Origin of the sequence: Inquilinus limosus, assembly GCF_051487185.1 — a bacterium.
Lineage (GTDB): Bacteria > Pseudomonadota > Alphaproteobacteria > DSM-16000 > Inquilinaceae > Inquilinus > Inquilinus limosus_F.
In genome coordinates this window covers 1-16,663 of sequence record NZ_JAHVDK010000044.1, presented here as the reverse complement: position 1 = coordinate 16,663, position 16,663 = coordinate 1, and the positions used below count along the sequence as shown (strand labels likewise).

At 69.7% G+C, this 16,663-nt stretch carries 13 protein-coding genes and 1 pseudogene; 6 read left to right on the top strand and 8 right to left on the bottom strand.

The annotated features are described in order from the left end of the window. Positions 1-371: 371 nt before the first annotated feature. The 5 genes from KXR53_RS33315 to KXR53_RS33295 are packed head-to-tail and all read right to left on the bottom strand — an operon-like array spanning position 372 to position 6,955. Positions 372-1,304: a 3-keto-5-aminohexanoate cleavage protein gene (locus tag KXR53_RS33315; RefSeq protein WP_437379932.1), complete on the bottom strand. Its 933-nt coding sequence runs from the start codon at positions 1,302-1,304 to the stop codon at positions 372-374. Positions 1,305-1,320: 16 nt separating this feature from the next. Further along, positions 1,321-2,265 (bottom strand): 3-hydroxyacyl-CoA dehydrogenase, encoded by a 945-nt coding sequence (locus KXR53_RS33310; protein WP_437379931.1) that lies wholly within the window; start codon positions 2,263-2,265, stop codon positions 1,321-1,323. A gap of 13 nt (positions 2,266-2,278) precedes the next feature. Then, complete coding sequence (locus KXR53_RS33305; RefSeq protein WP_437379930.1) at positions 2,279-4,804, bottom strand: branched-chain amino acid ABC transporter ATP-binding protein/permease; 2,526 nt, start codon at positions 4,802-4,804, stop codon at positions 2,279-2,281. Between the two features lie 10 nt (positions 4,805-4,814). After that, the gene (locus KXR53_RS33300; RefSeq protein WP_437379929.1) at positions 4,815-5,690 is read right to left on the bottom strand and encodes a branched-chain amino acid ABC transporter permease; all 876 of its coding nucleotides are present in this window, start codon (positions 5,688-5,690) and stop codon (positions 4,815-4,817) included. Positions 5,691-5,701: 11 nt separating this feature from the next. Next, positions 5,702-6,955, bottom strand: a complete 1,254-nt coding sequence (locus KXR53_RS33295) for an ABC transporter substrate-binding protein (protein WP_437379928.1) — start codon at positions 6,953-6,955, stop codon at positions 5,702-5,704. A gap of 154 nt (positions 6,956-7,109) precedes the next feature. Between KXR53_RS33295 and KXR53_RS33290 the strand changes: the two genes are divergently transcribed. After that, positions 7,110-7,802, top strand: a complete 693-nt coding sequence (locus tag KXR53_RS33290) for a GntR family transcriptional regulator (RefSeq protein WP_437379927.1) — start codon at positions 7,110-7,112, stop codon at positions 7,800-7,802. Positions 7,803-7,825: 23 nt separating this feature from the next. Further along, on the top strand, positions 7,826-8,602 hold the full coding sequence (locus KXR53_RS33285) for an SDR family oxidoreductase (protein WP_437379926.1): 777 nt from the start codon (positions 7,826-7,828) through the stop codon (positions 8,600-8,602). 80 nt (positions 8,603-8,682) lie between these two features. On the opposite strand, the gene KXR53_RS33280 is transcribed toward KXR53_RS33285, so the two are convergent. Continuing rightward, a complete protein-coding gene (locus KXR53_RS33280) occupies positions 8,683-9,189 on the bottom strand; it encodes an RNA polymerase sigma factor (protein WP_437379925.1) in 507 nt (168 codons plus the stop codon). Between the two features lie 400 nt (positions 9,190-9,589). Between KXR53_RS33280 and KXR53_RS33275 the strand changes: the two genes are divergently transcribed. Beyond that, positions 9,590-9,898 (top strand): hypothetical protein, encoded by a 309-nt coding sequence (locus KXR53_RS33275; protein ID WP_437379924.1) that lies wholly within the window; start codon positions 9,590-9,592, stop codon positions 9,896-9,898. A 61-nt stretch (positions 9,899-9,959) separates the two neighbouring features. Here KXR53_RS33275 and KXR53_RS33270 read toward each other — a convergent pair whose 3' ends face one another. Then, entirely contained in the window at positions 9,960-12,371 is a 2,412-nt protein-coding gene (locus KXR53_RS33270; RefSeq protein ID WP_437379923.1) for a glucose/quinate/shikimate family membrane-bound PQQ-dependent dehydrogenase, read from the bottom strand. Between the two features lie 381 nt (positions 12,372-12,752). Between KXR53_RS33270 and KXR53_RS33265 the strand changes: the two genes are divergently transcribed. From KXR53_RS33265 to KXR53_RS33255, 3 genes are all read left to right on the top strand, one after another. Next, entirely contained in the window at positions 12,753-13,622 is an 870-nt protein-coding gene (locus tag KXR53_RS33265) for a diacylglycerol/lipid kinase family protein (protein ID WP_437379922.1), read from the top strand. Next, positions 13,619-14,467 carry an inositol monophosphatase family protein gene (locus tag KXR53_RS33260; protein WP_437379921.1) on the top strand — a complete coding sequence of 283 codons (849 nt, stop codon included), beginning with the start codon at positions 13,619-13,621 and terminating at the stop codon, positions 14,465-14,467. Before KXR53_RS33265 ends, KXR53_RS33260 begins: the two co-directional genes overlap by 4 nt. Before the next feature lie 97 nt (positions 14,468-14,564). Then, complete coding sequence (locus tag KXR53_RS33255) at positions 14,565-15,779, top strand: zinc-dependent alcohol dehydrogenase (RefSeq protein ID WP_437379920.1); 1,215 nt, start codon at positions 14,565-14,567, stop codon at positions 15,777-15,779. A 594-nt stretch (positions 15,780-16,373) separates the two neighbouring features. Here the strand turns inward: KXR53_RS33255 and KXR53_RS33250 are convergent. Further along, positions 16,374-16,663 (bottom strand): annotated as a pseudogene (locus KXR53_RS33250) (sorbosone dehydrogenase family protein); the annotation flags it as partial.

Genomic DNA, 16,663 nt, shown 5'->3' with positions numbered 1-16,663 from the left:
ATGAACCTCCAACAATATCGGATGAAGCCGGCGAAACGAAGGCGAGATCGCCATATTGTCGAGTATTGCCGGCTCTCGACCATGGCCATGGGTGCCCCGGCACAAACCGCAGCGCGATCCGGTCGGGCGATGGCATAGGCAGGTGAAGCACGGCATCCATGTCTCCATGGAAGCATGGGCCTCCAGTCTGCGCTGTGACGGCTGTAACAGGCCGCTTCGCCGCGCTTCGGCATCCACCCGCCTTCGCGGGGGGAGGCGAGTTCAGCCGCCTTCCTCTTGTGTTATCTCTGCGGACGGACGCGGCGTGCGCAGACCCCTCCCACTACCCCCTCCCACAAGGGGGAAGGCTGGCAACTCAGCCTTCGCCGAGGTCAGAAGCCGACGCGGTCGCCGCCCTTCAGCTCCAGCATCTCGCGCGCCTCATCCGGCGAGGCGATCTCAAGGCCCAGCCCCTCGATGATCTGGCGGGCGAGGCGGACCTGCTGGGCGTTCGATTCCGCCAGCTTGCCGGGGCCGGCCCAGAGCGAGTCCTCGAGCCCAACGCGCACATTGCCACCCATCGCCGCCGCCATCGCCGCGATCGGCAGTTGGTTGCGCCCGGCACCGAGCACCGACCAGCGGTACTGGTCGCCGAACAGCCGGTCGGCGGTGCGCTTCATGTGCATCACGTCCTCCGGATGCGGGCCGATACCGCCGAGGATGCCGAACACCGTCTGGACGAACAGCGGCGGCTTCACCAGGCCGCGTTCCAGGAAATGGTGCAGGTTGTAGAGGTGCGCGGTGTCGTAGCACTCGAACTCGAAGCGGATGCCATCGTCGCCCAGCGTCCGCAGGATGAACTCGATATCCTTGAAGCTGTTGCGGAACACCAGATCGCGCGAGGCCTCCAGCGCCTCCGGCTCCCAGGCATGCTTGAAGGTCTTGAACCGGTTGAGCATCGGGAACAGGCCGAAATTCATCGATCCCATGTTCAGCGACGCCACCTCCGGCTTGAAGGTCTGGGCCGGCAGGATCCGCTCCTCGACCCGCATCCAGGGGGCGCCGCCGGTGGTCAGGTTGACCACGCAGTCCGAGCGCTGCTTGATCACCTTGAGGAAGGGTTCGAAGGCCTGCGGCGTCTGGTCGGGCCGGCCGGTCTCCGGGTCGCGGGCGTGCAGATGGACGATGGCGGCGCCGGCCTCGGCCGCGCCGATCGCCGCCTCGGCGATCTCCTCCGGGGTCACCGGCAGATGCGGCGACATCGACGGGGTGTGGATCGCCCCGGTGACGGCGCAGGTGATGACGATCTTGCGGTTCTTGGCCATCGGGCAGTCCTCTGGTTCAGGATTCGGTCGGGGCGTCGGGCTGCGCCGCCTTGTGCGCCTTCAGCGACGCCAGCCGGCGGTCGCGCCAGGTGCTGCGGGCGGCCAGCCGCTCCGGATCCGGCGTCTCGCCCCAGGCGGCCAGCAGCCGGGCGACGGTCGGGCCGTCCCACACCTCCGGCTTGGCCGGGTCGGCGGCGAGGCGGCGGTAGAAGCCGGTGTAGCGGGCGCAGTAGTCGGGGATGCCGCCCGGCGCGTTCAGCTCGATCGTGGCGAAGGGGCCGAGGAAGGACCAGCGCAGGCCGAGCCCAGCCGCGATCGTCTTGTCCAGGTCCTGCGGGCTGATGACGCCGTCGCCGACCAGCCGGAAGGCCTCGGCCAGGAGGGCGCCCTGCAGGCGGTTCAGCACGAAGCCGTCGATCTCCCGATTCACCGTCACCGGCTCCTGCCCGATGGCACGGTAGATCTGCCGCGCCCGTTCGACCGTCTCCGGCGCGGTCCAGGGGGCGCCGCACAGCTCGACCACCGGCACCAGATGCGGCGGGTTGACCGGGTGGGCGACGAGGCAGCGGTCACGGCCGGCCAGCCCCTCGGTGACGCGCGAGGCGACGATGGCCGAGGTGGAGGAGGCGAGGATCGCGTCGCGCGGCGCCAGCCGGTCCAGCTCGGCAAAGACCGCGCGCTTGATCTCGACCTCCTCGGGCAGGTTCTCCTGCACCAGATCGACGTCGATGACCGCCTCGGCGAGGGACCCGGCAGTGCGGACCCGCGCCGCGGCGCCGGCCGGATCGCCGACCAGGCCATGGCCCGCGAGATCCGACAGCCCCTCGGCGATTAGCCCCGGCGCCACCTCCAGGGCGGCGGCGCTGGCGTCGGTCAGCCGCACCTGCCAGCCGGCGGCGGCGAAGACGATCGCCCAGGACCGGCCGATCAGCCCGGTGCCGATGATCGCGACGGTCGGCATGCGTTTCTCCCGTTCACAGCCAGAGCACCTTGCGGCGCAGGTCGAGGTCGTCCCGCAGCGCCTGCGACGGGCCGGCATGGATCACCCGGCCCCGCTCCAGCGCCACGGTACGATCGGACAGGGCGAGCGCCAGGTCCAGATTGTGGTCGACGATGACGATCGACAGCTCGCGGCGCAGCCGGTCGAAGCTCTCGAACAGCTGCTCGACCACCGCCGGGGCCAGCCCCTCGAAGGGCTCGTCCAGCAGCAGCACCCGGACGTCGCCGGACAACGCGCGGGCCACCGCCACCATCTGCTGCTCGCCGCCGGAGAGATAGTCGGCCGGGGTGTGCAGCCGTTCCCGGATCCGCGGGAAATACTCGAAGATCCGGTCGAGATCCCAATGCGTGCCATGGCCGCTTCGCCGCTGCGACCGGCCCAGGCCGAGATTCTCGGCGACCGTCATGCCGGCGAACAGGCCGCGGCCCTGCGGCACATAGCCGATGCCCAGCCGCGCGATCGCGGCCGGCGGCAGACCGGCGATCTCGGCGCCGTCGAGCCGGATGCTGCCGGCGGCGGGCGGGGCGATGCCAATCAGGGACTTCAGCAGGGTCGACTTGCCGGCGCCGTTGCGGCCCAGCAGCGCCACGATCTCGTGCCGGTGCACGGCGAAGGCGACATCGGCCAGGATGTGGCTCTTGCCGTAGAAGGTGTTGACCCCGTCCAGGCCCAGCAAGGTTTCGGGCTCGGCGGCGCTGGGCCTCGGCTTCGCCGCCACCGCGGCGGCGCCGGAGCCGATATAGACCTCCTGCACCCGGGGGTCGCCACGGGCGTCTTCGACCGTGCCGTCGACCAGCACCCGGCCCTCGTTCATCACCGTCACGGCATCGGCGATCTGGAAGACGCGGTCGAGGTCGTGCTCGACCAGCAGCACCGGGATGTCGGCGGAGATGTGCTTGACGATGTCGCCGACGCGCTGCCGCTCCGCCGCCGCCAGGCCGGCCAGCGGCTCGTCGAGCAGCAGCAGACGGGGCCGGGTGGCGAGCGCCAGCCCCATGTCGAGCAGGCGCTGCCCGCCATAGGACAGGGTGCCGGCCTCGGCCCGCTCGATCCCTGCCAGGCCGAGATAGCGCAGCAGCTCCGCGGTCTCGGCCTCGATCTCAGGGATCGCATGCGCTCCACGCCAGGGATCGAAACGCTGCGGATGCCGCGCCTGCACGGCGAGCCGCAGATTCTCCTCGACGCTCAGCGCCGGGAACAGGTTGGTGATCTGGAACGACCGGCCGATGCCGGCGGCGCAGATCCGTTCCGGCGCCAGGCCGGCGATGTCGCGGCCCTTCAGCGCGACGCCGCCGGCATCGGGCGTGAACATGCCGGAGAGCAGGTTGAACGCCGTGGTCTTGCCGGCGCCGTTCGGCCCGATCAGGGCGTGCAGCGACCGGTCGCGGACGGCGATGTCGACCCTTTCCACCGCCCGAATGCCGCCGAAGTGCTTGGCCAGCCCGGAGGCGACGAGGACCGGCCCGTCGCCGTGGTCGGCCGGGCGCAGGAAGTCCGGCAGAGCGCCGGCGGCCCCCGCCTGCCGACCGGCCATCGCTGCGGCTTCCGACGGCGGCGGGCGGAGCGCGGCGAGGACGCGCCCGGCGATGCCGACCAGGCCGGTCGGCGAGAACAGGATGAAGCCGACGAAGAGCAGCCCGAACCACAGCAGCCAGTCCGGCGTCCAGATCGACAGGAACTCCCGGAACAGGATGAAGAACAGCGCCCCCAGCGCCGGCCCCAGGAAGCTGCGCATGCCGCCGATCACCACCATGGCCAGCAGCTCGCCGGAGAAGGCGATCGACAGCGGGTCGGCCGAGGCGAAGCGGTGGTTGAACACCGACATCACCCCGGCAAGGCCGGTGATGCCGGCCGACAGGACGAAGCCCAGCAGCTTGTAGCGGGTGGTCGGATAGCCGATGAAGCGCGCCCGCTGCTCGTTCTCGCGGATCGCCACCAGGACCGTGCCGGCCGGCGAGGCGTGGAAGCGGCGCAGCGCGACGACGACGGCGAAGCCGACCGCGGCGACGACGGCGTAGTAGGCCCAGGCGTCGCCGAGATCGAGGCCCAGCAGCGTGCCGCGCTGCAGCCCGCCGAGGCCGTTCTCGCCGCCGGTCAGGGCGGTCCAGCGGAAGGCGACGGCGTAGAGCAGGGCGGTCAGCGCCAGTGTCAGCAGCGAGAAATAGACGCCGCGCCGCCGCAGGACGAGAACGCCGGCGACGGCGGCGGCGACCAGGACGAAGGCGACGGCGAACAGTCCGGGCAGCACGATCCCGCCCGGAAACCAGTGCAGCTGCGCCAGGGCCGCGGCATAGGCGGCGAGGCCGAACCAGGCACCATGGCCGAAGGAGACGAGGCCGGTGCGCCCGACCAGGATGTTCAGCCCGAGGCAGGCGGTGGCGAAGACCACCACATCGATCGCCGAGGTCAGGGTGAGCCCGACCGCCAGAAGCAGCCAGGGCAGCAGCGCCAGCCCGAGCGCAGCGGTGACGAGGGCGAGGCTGTCCCTGCGCTTTCTCATCCCGGCACCCTCATTCGAAGCGCAGGATGCGCTCGCCGAACAGGCCGCGCGGGCGCAGCAGCAGGACGAGCGCCATCAGCGCATAGACCGCGGCCTCGGCGGCGGAGGGGTAGACCGTCACCATCACCCCGCGCAGCGCGCCGACGATCAGGGCGGCCAGGACGACGCCCCAGAAAGAGCCAAGTCCGCCGATGACCACGACGACGAAGGCCCCGGTCAGGATCTCCGTGCCCATGGCGGGGTGGACGCCGGCGATCGGCGCCAGCATCACCCCGGCCAAAGCCGCGAGGCCGACGCCGAGGAAGACCACGGCGCCCATATAGGGGGCCAGCGAGATGCCGAGCGCGCCGACCATGTCGGGGTTCTGCACCCCGGCGCGCACCACCCGGCCGAAGGCGGTGCGCTGCAGCAGCCACCACAGCGCCGCGACGATGACGACGACGCCGGCCAGGATGGTCAGCCGGTAGCGCGACAGCACGAAATCGCCGAGGAAGAACTGGCCGCGCAGCGCCCGCGGGATGCTGTAGGGCAGGGGCGACGCGCCGAAGCCCATGCGCAGCAGCTGCTCGATCACCATGGCCAGGCCGAAGGTCAGCAGCAGCGACAGGATCGGGTCCGCCCGATAGAAGCGGCGGAACAGGAAGCGTTCCAGCAGCAGCCCCAGCAGCCCGACCGCCACTGGGGCCGCGATCAACGACCCGCCATAGCCGATGCTCGGCGTCAGCGACACCGCGACGTAGGCGCCGATGGCGTAGAAGGCGCCATGGGCCAAGTTGACGATGCCGCCGAGGCTGAAGATCAGCGACAGGCCCAGCGCAATCAGCAACGTGATCGCGCCAGTGAAGAGGCCGTTGACGATCTGCTCGGTGAGGAGGGCGACGAACACCGGCGGTTCCGTCAGGCCGGCATCATGCAGGCGGCCTCTTCCTCGGTCGGCGCGATCGCCTCCAGCGGCTCCTCCGGGCCCGGGACCGGCGGCGAGGAGGTGAAGATGTCCCACTGGTTCTCCACCTCGTCCGGCGGCAGGGCCGTGATGGCGTAGAGCTCGGTCATCAGCTGGTGGTCGCGGGCGCGGAAATAGCTCTCGCGCGTCTTCATCACGTCGAACTTGGCGCCCTTCTCCAGGTATTCGACGATCTTCGGGCTGTCGGCCGACTTGGTCTCGGTGATGGCGCGGGCGAGGATCTTCAGCGCGTTGTAGTCGCCCCAGGCCTGGTTCTCCGGAGGCTTGCCGTATTTCTGGGTGAAGGCCTCGACGAAGGCCTTCGAGGCCGGGGTGTCGACCTTGTGGTGCCAGAGCGACGGCCAGGTGCCGAGGAAGTTGCCCTCGCCGGCGCCCCAGGCGACCGCAGTGTCGAAGCCGAAGCCGGCGACCGGGAAGGACAGGCCGTATTCGGCATATTGCTTGATGAAGTTGGTGATCTGGTTGCCGGCCAGGTTGGAGATCACCAGGTCCGGCGCCGCCTGCCGCATCTTCAGGAGATAGGCGGAGAAGTCGGTGGCGTCGGTCGGCACCAGCTCGTCGGCGGCGAATTCGCCGCCATTCTGCTCCATGAAGCGCTTGGCCACCTTCAAGAGGTCGTGGCCGAAGGCGTAGTCGGCGGTCAGCGAATACCAGCGCTTGCCCTTCACCAGCCCGTTCTGCAGCAGCGCCCGCCCGACCGACTTCACATACATCGAGTTGGCGCCCTCGACATGGAACATGAAGCGCTTGCAGTCGGAACCGCGCAGCGCGTCGGAGTTGCAGCCGGTGTTGAAGAACAGGGTCCTGCTGCGCTGCGCCACCTGGGAGATGGCGAGGCCGGAGGCGGAGGAGATCTCGCCGACGATCGCCGCCACCTTGTCGCGCTCGACCAGCCGTTCGGCCTTGGCCGAGGCGGTCTGGGGGTTGACCGAATCCTCGATGATCAGCTCGATCGGCCGGCCCAGCACGCCGCCGGCGGCGTTGATCTCCTCGGCCGCGAGCTGCACCGCCATCACGGCGTATTCGCCGAGCGGGCCGAGGAAGCCGGTACGCGGCGTCAGATGGCCGATGCGCAGCGCATCCGCCTGGGCGCGGACGATGGCGGGCATTCCGATGGCGGCGACGGCGGCGGTGGAAGCGGCGCCCCGCAGCAGGGCACGGCGGGTGAAACGATGGTTTCCAGGCATTAGGATCCTCCCTCGTCAGACGCCGGCTTGGCGCGGTCTTCGTCCGTTCGAGCCACGGCCGCGCGGTCTGTGCTGCGCTTGCCGTGATCTGTGATCACAGTTAGGCTGGACGAAATCGGGAGGCTTGTCGAGTCCCGGAAGGATGGTCTGAAGGATGAGCACGGGGCTGGCCGGCATGGCGCGGATCGAGCGGGTGACGCTCGGCGAGCGCGCCTATGAGGCGCTGCGCGAGCTGCTGCTCTCCGGCGCCGTGGCCCCGGGCGAGAAGCTGTCGCTGCGCAGCGTGGCGGCGACGCTCGGCGTCTCGATCATGCCGGTGCGCGAGGCGGTGACCCGGCTGGTCGCCGACGATGCCCTGGCGGTGCTGCCGAACCGGGCGGTCACCGTGCCGGTGATGACCCGCGCCAAGTTCCGCGAGCTGACCACCGTCCGCCTCGCCATCGAAGGCTTCGCCGCGGAGCAGGCGGCGGCGAACCGCTCGGAGACCGAGCTGGCCGAGATCCGCCGGCTGGACGAGGCGTTCCGGCGCGAGGTCAAGGCGCCCGAGGCGGATGCAATCGCGGCGCTGCGGCTGAACAAGGAGCTGCACTTCGCCATCTACGCTGCGACCGGCCTGCCGTCGCTGGTCGCCATCATCGAAGGGCTCTGGCTCAAGGTTGGGCCGGTGATCAACCTGGACCTCAAATCCTCGACCGAGCGCCTGGTCGACGGCGGGGCGGAGGGGTTCCACGCCGATTGCGTCGCGGCGATCGCGGCGCGGGACGGGCCGGCGGCCCGGGCGGCGCTGACCGCGGATATCGAGAACGCCGCCCGCTTCATCGCGGCGACCGGCCGGCTGCCGGACTGAAAAACGAGCAAGGAGGAAACGCCATGGATCTCGGCATCAAGGGCCTGCGCGTCCTGGTCACCGCCGGCGCGTCCGGCATCGGGCGGGAGATCACCCGCGCCTTCGTGGAGGAGGGGGCGCGGGTGCATGTCTGCGACGTCGACTCGGCGGCGCTCGCGGCGCTGGCGGCGGAAAGCCCGGCGATCAGCACGACGTCGGCCGACGTCTCCGACCGCGCGGCCGTGGCCAAGCTGTTCGACGAGGCGCTGGCGGCGCTGGGCGGGCTGGACTGCCTGGTCAACAATGTCGGCATCGCCGGCCCCACCGGCCGGGTCGACCAGATCGATCCGGAGGAATGGGACCGGACGCTCACGGTCAACATCACCGGCCAGTTCAACTGCACCCGCCTGGCCGTGCCGCATCTGGCGAAGAGCGGCAATGCCAGCATCATCAACCTGTCCTCCTCGGCCGGGCGGCTGGGCTTCCCGCTGCGCTCGCCCTATGCGGCGTCGAAATGGGCGGTGGTGGGATTCACCAAGTCGCTGTCGATGGAGCTCGGGGGCCTCGGCATCCGGGTCAACGCGATCCAGCCCGGCATCGTCGAGGGCGACCGCATCCGCCGGGTCTTCGCGGCCAAGGCGGCGCAGCGCGGCATCACGCCGGAGGAGATGCAGGCGCAAGCCCTGGCGCAGGCCTCGATCCACGAGCTGATCCAGCCGCGCCAGCTAGCCGACCAGATCCTGCTGCTGGCCTCGCCGCGCGGCCGCACCATCTCCGGCCAGGCGATCAGCATCTGCGGCGACCTGCAGTCGCTGGCGTAGTGCGGCCTCGACGACGGACGAGGTCCTCTATCAGGTGCTGCACCTGTCGACGCCGGAGTTGGGGCGATCACCAGGGTGGCCTAGTGGACCGGGCGGTCGTCCCCGCGCAGGGCGTTGCGCGCCCGCGCCAGGCGCGAGCGGATGGTGCCGATCGGCACATGCAGGCGCTCGGCGGCCTCCTCGTAGGAGGCGCCGCCGATGGCGACTAGGCGCAGCACCTCGCGGTGGCTGCGCGACAGGTTGGGCCAGCGCGCCTCCAGCTCCCGCACCTCGATCGCATCGGGCTGGCTGGCCGGAGCCGGGAGGTCCCAGCCTTCGATCGGGACCATCTCGGTCTGGTTGCGCTTGCCCGAGACGAATTTCGAGAGGTGGAGACGGCGCATCATGACGATGAGCCAGGCGACGATGTTGCTGCCAGGTCGCCACAGATGGAGCTTGAGTGCAGCCCGCAGCAATGTCTCCTGGATCAGGTCGTCGGCATCTGCGCGGTTGCGGGTCAGGCTGACCGCATAGCGCCGGAGATCCGGGATGCAAGGAGCGACGGTCGCCAGAAACTGTCGCTCGGTCGCGGCTGAGATGGCCGGCATCGGAGAGCGTCCCTGTTGCGTGCGACTGATTACAGACGAAACCAACAGCCCGCCCGACTGTTCCGTTAAAAGTGCTTTTCCTCTCCGCCCGGGCAGCAATATAGTTGCATAACTTTCCCAGATTTCAGCGAAACGGCTCGCTATCGATGTCCTTGGCTATCAAATGATAAGCAACCGTCGAGATTATGATTCGTCCGATATAGCGGCTGAAGAACCAGGACTAACATTCATCGATTTCGACAGGCTCTGAGCCGGAGACGGCGCTGACTGCCAATCGGCGGGCGTCCAGACTTTGTCGCGGTGCAGGACGGAACAATCGCGGCGGCTCGATCATTGCCTATTTGTCCTCCGCCACAGCGGAGCGGAGGCGAACCCTGCCAGCCTTATGGGGAGAGATCCCGTGAAACTCGTGCTTCTCGCTGCCGCGGCGGTCCTCGCCGCCTCTCCAGCCTTCGCCGACTGCCAGACGGACGCCCAGGTCCAGTCGGAGAAGGTCCGCACCGCGACCCAGGCCCTGCGCAACCAGGCCAATGCGCCGATGGCGGACCAGTGCCGGACCGGCATGGGGCTGATCGCCGAGTCCAAACGCCTGAACGCGATCTATCGGACCTGCCAGACGCAGCTGCAGCTGACCGCGCAGGATCTGCAGCAATTCGAGCAGCGGATCCAGGCGGCGGACCAGGAATACGCCACCCGCTGCGGCGGCTGACCCGCCGGATTGCGCAGCTATCAGGGCCGGCCCGCGGCATCGCGGGGCCGGCCCTGCCCGTTCACCGCGGCAACGCGTAGGCGATGATCGAATCCCCGGCGCGGGTGCCGAGCGAGCCGTGCCCGCCCGCGGCCACCACCACGAATTGCCGCCCGCTCTGCTCCGAACGGTAGGTCATCGGCGTGGCCTGCGCCCCTGCGGGCAACCGGTCCTCCCAGAGCTGGCGGCCGGTGGTCACGTCGTAGGCGCGGATGTACTGGTCGAGGGTCGAGGTCAGGAAGGCGACGCCGCCCGCGGTCATGATCGGCCCGCCGAGGCTGGGCACCCCCATCTTGAAGGGCAGGGGCACCGGCGAGCTGTCGCGGATCGTTCCGTTCTTGTGCCTATAGACGATCTTGCCGCTGCGCAGGTCGACCCCGGCGACATAGCCCCAGGGCGGCGCCTGGCAGGGCAGGCCGAGCGGCGACAGGAAGGCGTTCAGCGCCACCATGAAGGGCGCGCCGTGGTTCGGATTGACGCCGCCGGTCTCCTGCGTGCCCTGGATGTCCGACCCGCTGGCCGGTTCCTGCGCGCTCTCCTGCTGGCCTTCCCCCTGCTGCCGCCGGATCAGCCGGTCGACGAAGGCCATGTAGTCGGGATTGGCGAAGGCCACCTGGCGCACCGGGTCGACGGCGATGCCGCCCCAGTCGAAGACGCCGAAATTGCCGGGATAGACCAGCGATCCCTGCTCCGACGGCGGCGTGAAGATGCCCTCGTAGCGCAGCGACCGGAACTGGATCCGGCACAGCAGCTGGTCGAACATCGTCATGCCCCACGCGTCGCGCTCCTCGAGCGGACGGTCGGGCGTGAAGGTGAGGGCGGAGAAGGGCTGGGTCGGCGCCGTGCGGTCGCCCTCGGCCGCGCCCTGCGGCACCGGCCGCTCCTCCACCGGGATGATCGGCTCGCCGGTGCGGCGGTCGAGGACGTAGATGTCGCCGCGCTTGGTCGGCGCCACCAGGGCCGGGACCTTGCCCGTCGGCATGTCGAGATCGACCACGCTGGGCTGCGAGCCGATATCCATGTCCCACAGGTCGTGATGCACGGTCTGGAACACCCAGCGCGGCCGGCCGGTGGCGATCTCCAGCGCCACGATCGCGCTGGAAGTGCGCTCGGCCTCCGGCGTGCGCATGCCGCCCCACTGGTCGGGTGGCTGGTTGCCCATCGGGATGTAGATCAGCCCCAGCGCCTCGTCGGCGCTGGAGATGCTCCAGCTGTTGGGCGAGCTGGCGACATAGGTCTCGCCGGGGTCAAGCGGTTCGGTCCGGTCCGGACGGCCGGGGTCCCAGGCCCAGACCAGCCGGCCGGTGGTCGCGTCATAGGCGCGGATCACGCCGGACGGCATCTTGACCGAGACATTGTCGCTGACATTGCCGGCGACGATGACGAGGTCGCGGGTCACCACCGGCGGCGAGGTCGAATAGTACATGCCCTCCTGCCGCTCCGGCATGCCGTCCCACAGGTCGATCTGCCCGTTCTGGCCGAAGCCGGGGCAGGGCTGGCCGGTGTCGGCGTCGAGCGCGATCAGCCGCGCATCGGCGGTCGGCATGAAGATGCGGCGGCTGCAGTCGCCGGATGGTGTGGCCTGGGCGCCCGCCGCCTCGTGGTAGGAGACGCCGCGGCAGGTCAGGTGCTGCAGGTTCTTCGACTGCGAGATCTTGGGGTCGTAGCGCCATTTCTCGCGGCCGGTCTCGGCATCCAGCGCGATCACGAAATTGTGCGGTGTGCAGACATAGAGGGTGTCGCGGACCTTGATCGGCGTCAGCTCGAAGGTGGTCTCCTGCGGATCGTTCGGGCCGCGGATGTCGCCGGTCCGGTAATGCCAGGCGACCTGCAGGCCGGCGATGTTGTCCGGCGTGATCTGGGTCAGGGGCGACCAGCGCTCGCCATAGGAGGAGCGGCCATAGGCCCGCCAGTCGCCGTCCGGCACGCCGCCGTAATCCTGGGGCACCGGCCCCTGGGCCGCCGGCAGCTCGCCCGGCATGCTGTGCCGGTCGGTGAGCATGGCGGCGATGCCGATCGCTGCCCCGATCAGCAGCGCGGCGCTCAGCGGCAGCCCGGCCCCGCGCCAGGCCGCCGGCGGCGGATCCGCCGGATCGCGGCGGAAGCCGCGCGTGATCCAGGGCATCAGGAGCCACAGCCCGATCAGGAACACGACGTCGCCGCGCGCGGCCAGCGGCCACCAGTCGAGGCCGATCTCGTCCACCGCCCAGGCAATGGTGCCGAGCACGACCAGGGCGTAGACCCAGAGCGCGGCGCGGCTGCGGACCAGCAGCAGCAGACCGGTGAGGACGAAGCCGAAGCCGGCGGCGATGTAGTACCAGGACCCGCCGAGCTGCAGCAGCCAGGCGCCGCCAGCGCCGAGGGCGAAGCCGAGCAGGATGATGACGAGCCCGGAGACCCAGAGCATCGGTCGCAAGCCGCTTCGTTCCGGCATCGATGCCTCCATCCTCTTTGGTCTCAGAATGCCCCGATCGGCTTCTGCGGACTATAGTCCTGATCAGCGGGCGTCCGAAGCGGTTGTAGGAATTGAGCTTGCTCGGCCGCCGCCGGCGTCAAGGCCGCGGCGGTGCGGCAGATCGGGTCAATGCGCCGCCGCGGCGGGCCGGCCACGGTGCCGGCGCCCTGACGGGTTGCATCGTCTGGTGCCATCGTGCTTTTGAGCCCTTGCGGCCTGTCCGGCCGATGGTCCGGGCGGCCTGCGGCCGGTCGGCCCGGGTTCTGCTTGCGACAATGTCGCCGCCGCGGCGATGGTTCCCTGCGGCGCGCCGGGCCGAAGCGGACGGAACCGAAACGGCCATGGATGGATTGACCGGCCATGGAGGTCTCGCTGTTCCATAACCCGAAGGCAGGTAGCGGCGACTGGTCGCCGGACCGGCTGGTCCGCCTGCTCGAGATGTCCGGCTTCGCCCCGGTGCATTGCTCCGTCCGAGGCAAGGAACTCAGGCGCGCGCTGGAGAATCCGCACAGCCTGGTGGCGGTCGCCGGCGGGGACGGAACCGTCGCCACGATCGTCCGGGCGCTGCATGGGCGGCCGCACACCATCGCGATCATCCCGACCGGAAGCTCCAACAACATCGCGCGGGCGCTTGGCATCGTCGAAGAGCCGCGCTTCGTTGTCGCCGGCCTGCCCAATGCCAAGCGCACGCCGTTGCGGATCGGGGTCGTGCGGGGACCGGGATGGGAGCGCAATTTCGTCGAGGCGGTTGGCATCGGCCCATTTGCGACCGCGATCAAGCGGGACGCAGGCGCCAAGGAGCACGGCTCCGATCTGGCCGAGCTCAGGCGCCGAGACCTGCGGCGCATCGTCGCCAAATGCAAGCCGGTCGACGCCGATATCGTTGTGGACGGAAAGCCGCTGATCGGATCGATGCTGATGGTCGAGATCATGAACATCCCGATGATCGGTCCCAACCTGCTGCTGGCGCCGGAGGCTGATGCGCGAAGGGCGAAGCTCGTGGTGGCCTGGCTGCCGGAGGCGAAGCGCGAGGCCATGCTCGACTGGCTGGAGGATCCCGAGGCGACAGAGGCACCGTTGTGGCGGGCCGAGGCGAAGCATGTCGAGCTGAATCCGCACGGCGGGATCATCCATGTCGACGACACCGTGGTCGAGGGCGGCGAGGCCACGCTGACGATCGGCCTCGAGCCCAAGCAAGTGACCGTCCTGACCCCGGGAGACCGCGAATGACCAGCGCGACAGCCGAACGGTCCGAACTGCCCGCGGCCCTGCTGCGGCAATGGGAGGAGACCGCGATCGAGTTCGCCCGCCTGGCCGGGGCCGAGATCGTCGCATCCTTCGGCCGGACGCTCAGCATCCGGTACAAGACGGGGGCGGGGCAGGGGGACGACCTCGTGTTCCGGGACCCGGTCTCGGAGGTCGACCAGCGGGTGGAATCCCTGATCCGGCTGCGCCTCGCCGAGCTCTACCCCGATCACGGCATCATCGGCGAGGAGATGGAGGACAGGCCGGCGGCCGCGGACAGTCCGGTCTGGGCGATCGATCCGGTCGACGGCACAGCCAACTTCATCAACGGGCTGCCGCTGTTTGCCGCCTCGATCGGCGTGCTGCATCGCGGCCGGCCGGTGATCGGCGCCGTCTGGTGCTCGACCAGCCACGCCCTGCGCTCGGGCGTCTATCATGCCTGCGGCAGCGGCCCGCTGAGCTTCGACGGGGCGGCGCTGGAGGTCGGCCCGAACCCGGCGGTGCGCCGGCGCCTGGCCGGCGAGCCGCGTCTCGATCCCGGGGCGGTGCTGCCCTGGGAGACGCGCAAGACCGGCTCGGCCGCGATCGAATGCGCCTTCGTGGCGGCGGGGCTGCTGGAGGTGGCGCGCTTCGAGCGCCCGAATGTCTGGGACGTGGCCGGCGGGCTGAGCCTGGTCGCGGCCGCCGGCGGCACGGCCTTCGTCTCGTCCGGCCATGACCGGGGCTGGGAGCAGTTCGCCGGCTTCGGCGACGATCCCCGCAGCTGGCGCGGCCAGCTGGTGATCGGGCTGGAGGCCGCCGTCCTGCGCCGCGTCGAAGCCGGGGTCTAGGCCTGCCCAGCACGTCGTCCCGGCCATCGGACGACGGCTCCGGAACCGATCGGCCGCCGGCCCGATTGGCCAGGCAGATCCTTGACGGAGAACGGCCATGAAGGCAGTGGTGTTTCACGGCATCGGCGACATCCGCCTGGACGACGTGCCCGAGCCGAAGATCCTGGAGCCGACGGATGCAATCGTGCGGCTGACCGCCTCGGCAATCTGCGGCACCGACCTCCATTTCGTCCGCGGCACCGTGTCCGGCATGAAACCGGGCACGATCCTGGGCCACGAAGGCGTCGGCGTGGTCGAGGCGGTGGGCACGCTGGTGCGCAACATCGAGCCGGGCGATCGGGTGATCATCCCCTCCACCGTCGCCTGCGGCAGCTGCGTTTACTGCCGGGCCGGCTATTACGCCCAGTGCGACGTCGCCAATCCCGGCGGCAACCGCGCCGGCACCGCGTTCTTCGGCGGGCCGGAGGCGAACGGCGCTATCCCCGGCCTGCAGGCCGAGAAGGCGAGGGTGCCCTTCGCCCATGTCGGCCTCGTGAAGATCCCGGACGACGTCAGCGACGACCAGGCGATCCTGATGTCTGACATCTTCCCGACCGGCTGGTTCGGGGCCGAGCTGGCGGAGGTGACCGACGGCGACACGGTCGCGGTGTTCGGCTGCGGCCCGGTCGGCCAGTTCGCGATCGCCAGCGCCAAGCTGATCGGGGCCGGCCGCATCTTCGCCGTCGACCGGCACGAGGACCGCCTGGCCATGGCCCGGCGGCAGGGTGCCGAGACGATCGATTTCGAGCGCGAGGACCCGGTTCAGACCATCCTCGACCTGACCCGGGGCATCGGGGTCGACCGCGTCATCGATGCCGTCGGCGTCGACGCCGTCCACGCCCATCATGGCCCGGCGGCGCCGCAGAGCGAAGAGCAGAGGCGGAGATTCGAGGAAGAGGCCGCCGCGGTGGCGCCCGTCACCTATCCTAGGGGCGGCCAGTGGCGGCCGGGCGACGCGCCGAGCCAGGCGCTGGCCTGGGGGGTGACGGCGCTGGCCAAGGCCGGTTCGCTCGGCATCGTCGGCGTCTATCCGCCGGCGGCGGAGCGTTTCCCGATCGGCGAGGCGATGAACAAGAACCTCACCCTCAAGATGGGCAACTGCAACCACCGCAAATACATCCCGCATCTGGTCGAGCTGACCCGCGCCGGGGTGATCGACCCCGCGACACTGCTGACCCAGATCGAACCGATCGGGACCGCGATCGAAGCCTTCGAGGCCTTCGACCGGCGCGAACCCGGCTGGCTCAAGGTGAAGCTGGAACCGCAGGCGTGATGCAAGGAAATTAAAAACAAAATCTACCTGCTAGGGATGTATCTTAAGGCAATCTTCTACCTTAGGTTTTTGCCTTAACTCTTTGTTGTCATTGCCAGGCTTCGCCCGGCAATCCAGAAGATGCCGACAATCTCTGGGTGTCCGGGTCAAGCCCGGGCACGACACCATGAGCGGATGTCCGCGTGGCCTGAGCCGGACAGCAGCGCAACGAGGAATTCTATGACGCCGGTCGTCCATCTCGCCGATCTCGAACTGAAGAGTTGAGAGCGCGGAGAGCGCTACCGGTCGGTCAATGTTTCGTTCGGCGACCGCCTCGGGCTGACCCGGCTCGGCGTCAGCTACAACGAGGTCCCGCCGGGCAAGAGCGGCTGTCCGTTCCACAACCATCGCGGCGAGGACGAGCTCTTCCTGATCCGCACGGGCGGCGGGATTGGAGGTGTTCTGAGGATCGTATCTTATTTTCCATAATATATATTATCCGACTTTCCGATGCTCCCAAACCGAACCGCCCGGCACAGATCCTGGACGACGAAGCCGCTGCCCGCCCCCGGCATCGACGGCGATCCGCCGCTCGGCAGGCGCTCGACCATGATCTCACGGCCGCTGCGCGGTCTGCGGCTGTGCCGGCGCGACGCGCCAGACGGCGTTGCCGACATCGTCCGCCACCAGCAGCGCACCACGGCGGTCGATGGCGACGCCGACCGGCCGGCCCTGCGCCTCGCCGTCGGCGCTGACGAAGCCGGTCAGCACGTCGACCGGCGGGCCCGACGGGCGGCCGCCGGAGAACGGCACGAAGATCACCTTGTAGCCGCTCAGCGGCTTGCGGTTCCACGAGCCGTGCTGGCCGACGAAGACGCCGTGGCGGAACCGCTCCGGCAGCAGCG